Genomic DNA, 1,691 nt, shown 5'->3' with positions numbered 1-1,691 from the left:
TAATCGTATGAACATCGATATGGTGATGGCAGCGTTAAATCAAGCCATTGCAGACAGAAACAACCCAAAAGACGTTATTCATCGTAGTGATAGAGGCGTTCAGTATTTATCTATTCGTTATACTGATAAGATGGCTGATTCTGGCGTTATTACCTTTGTTGGAACGCGGGTAATTCATATGATAATGCATAGTACAATTGGTTATGTATCACCTTTTGAGTTTGAAAAGCAATATTATGATCGTCTTAATGAGTCAGGCAAAGTTGCCTGACTCAAATAAAACGCTCTCCGATATAGTCGGGGCGGTTCATACTTCAAACAAGACTTATCAGTAGTATTGTCTATGACCCGGATAACGGAGAAGTTTCTTTATCTTTTGCAGAAAAGATTTTGCCTTATTTGACACAGCTAAGAGCTAATTTTACTAAGTATAAGTTGCTTGAAATCGGCGAGTTATCAAGTATCCACTCAATACGTTTATATGAATTGGTCGTTATGTGGGTTAATCAGTTTCAGTACAGCAAAGATTTTACACTTGAAGAATTTAAGCATGTAATGAATGTCAAAGGTAAATACAAGCAGTTCGGTCATTTGCGACAATTTGTTATTGAAACAGCTATTAACGACATTAACGAGAATACAAACTATAGTGTTAGCGTGGAGTATCAAAAGAAATCAAGAGGTAAGGGATTTAGAGGCTTAAAGCTGAGTTTCTATAAAAAAACATTAGACAAGCTAACGGGTGCAGACGGTGCATTATCGCAAGCAGCCATCCAGTCCATTGTCGATAGCGTGCAGTTTATGAATGACTATAACGATCATCCAAGCCTAAGTTATGACGGCAAAATGCAGACTGAGGCATTTAAGCGCGAAATGATTAATATCATACAGCGAGAGCCTGAAAGTTTTAACAAGCCTAATAAGGCTTTAGAGAGCTATCTACCAAAGATTAAACACTAATTTTTTTTCTAACACCCGTTATAGTCAAAAGAACCACCGTTTTTTCTTCTTAGCCGTCGCGACGATTGAATCATCTTCTTTTTCTTGCTCTGGTTCAAATGGCAGCTCATCGCTTATTTCAGCCTGCTTAAACTCTAGCAATCTTACTTGTGCGAAATCCTGGATACTGGCGTTGGCCTTATCCAGCGTTTTGTTCAATTGTGCTATCTGCTGCTGATAATTCTCTATCAACTTCTTTTGATCGCTTACTTGTTGGCTCAGGTGCTCATTTTTGAGCTTTTCAAGCGCTAATAGGTGTTCAATGTCCGTATTGTACTGAACACTTTGGCTGTTCAGAGGTGTACTTTGAACAGTGTCCACTGAACGTTCAGTACGTTTTTTAGAAATCGGCTCACCGAACACGCGCAACATTTCTGAAACGTCTATTTTCTTGTCTGTTGTTCTGGATAGCTCACCATCATTGATTTTCTGATAGATCGTCGTTCTTGATACACCCCATTCTTTTGCCGCTTTTGTTAACGATATGTTCATTGTTCACCTAGTGTTCAAGTACGTTTTTGGTGTCTGTACAGTACAACTGTCCAGAACGTTCAGTGAACAACTATCGCACTAACTTATCTATCAGGCAAATTATAAATAAACTGCTGTGTAAATCAGACGGTTAGTTATATAGCACTCACTTTATTGAACAAATATAGGGTATTATTAATGCTTGAAAGCAGTGTTTTGGA

Annotated in this window: 2 protein-coding genes and 2 pseudogenes; 3 read left to right on the top strand and 1 reads right to left on the bottom strand. The window is 38.0% G+C overall.

Annotated features, from left to right (window positions below; all coding sequences use genetic code 11):
- The 3 genes and pseudogenes from JMY09_RS14900 to JMY09_RS14295 form a co-directional block, all read left to right on the top strand.
- Positions 1-128, top strand: a pseudogene (locus tag JMY09_RS14900) (IS3 family transposase); the annotation flags it as partial.
- 181 nt (positions 129-309) lie between these two features.
- Positions 310-480, top strand: a pseudogene (locus JMY09_RS14895) (RepB family plasmid replication initiator protein); the annotation flags it as partial.
- 15 nt (positions 481-495) lie between these two features.
- Entirely contained in the window at positions 496-960 is a 465-nt protein-coding gene (locus JMY09_RS14295; protein WP_379606749.1) for a hypothetical protein, read from the top strand.
- Between the two features lie 24 nt (positions 961-984).
- Here the strand turns inward: JMY09_RS14295 and JMY09_RS14290 are convergent, their stop codons facing one another.
- On the bottom strand, positions 985-1,491 hold the full coding sequence (locus tag JMY09_RS14290) for a hypothetical protein (protein ID WP_201624612.1): 507 nt from the start codon (positions 1,489-1,491) through the stop codon (positions 985-987).
- Positions 1,492-1,691 lie beyond the last annotated feature (200 nt).

Source organism: Psychrobacter urativorans, assembly GCF_904846695.1.
Taxonomy (GTDB): domain Bacteria; phylum Pseudomonadota; class Gammaproteobacteria; order Pseudomonadales; family Moraxellaceae; genus Psychrobacter; species Psychrobacter urativorans.
This window is presented reverse-complemented; position numbering and strand designations above follow the sequence as displayed.

What these genes read in the sequence shown, in the direction of transcription:
- JMY09_RS14290 (WP_201624612.1), bottom strand. Translation starts at nt 1,491, where the DNA reads ATGAACATATCGTTAACAAAAGCGGCAAAAGAATGGGGTGTATCAAGA.
- JMY09_RS14295 (WP_379606749.1), top strand. Translation starts at nt 496, where the DNA reads ATGTGGGTTAATCAGTTTCAGTACAGCAAAGATTTTACACTTGAAGAA.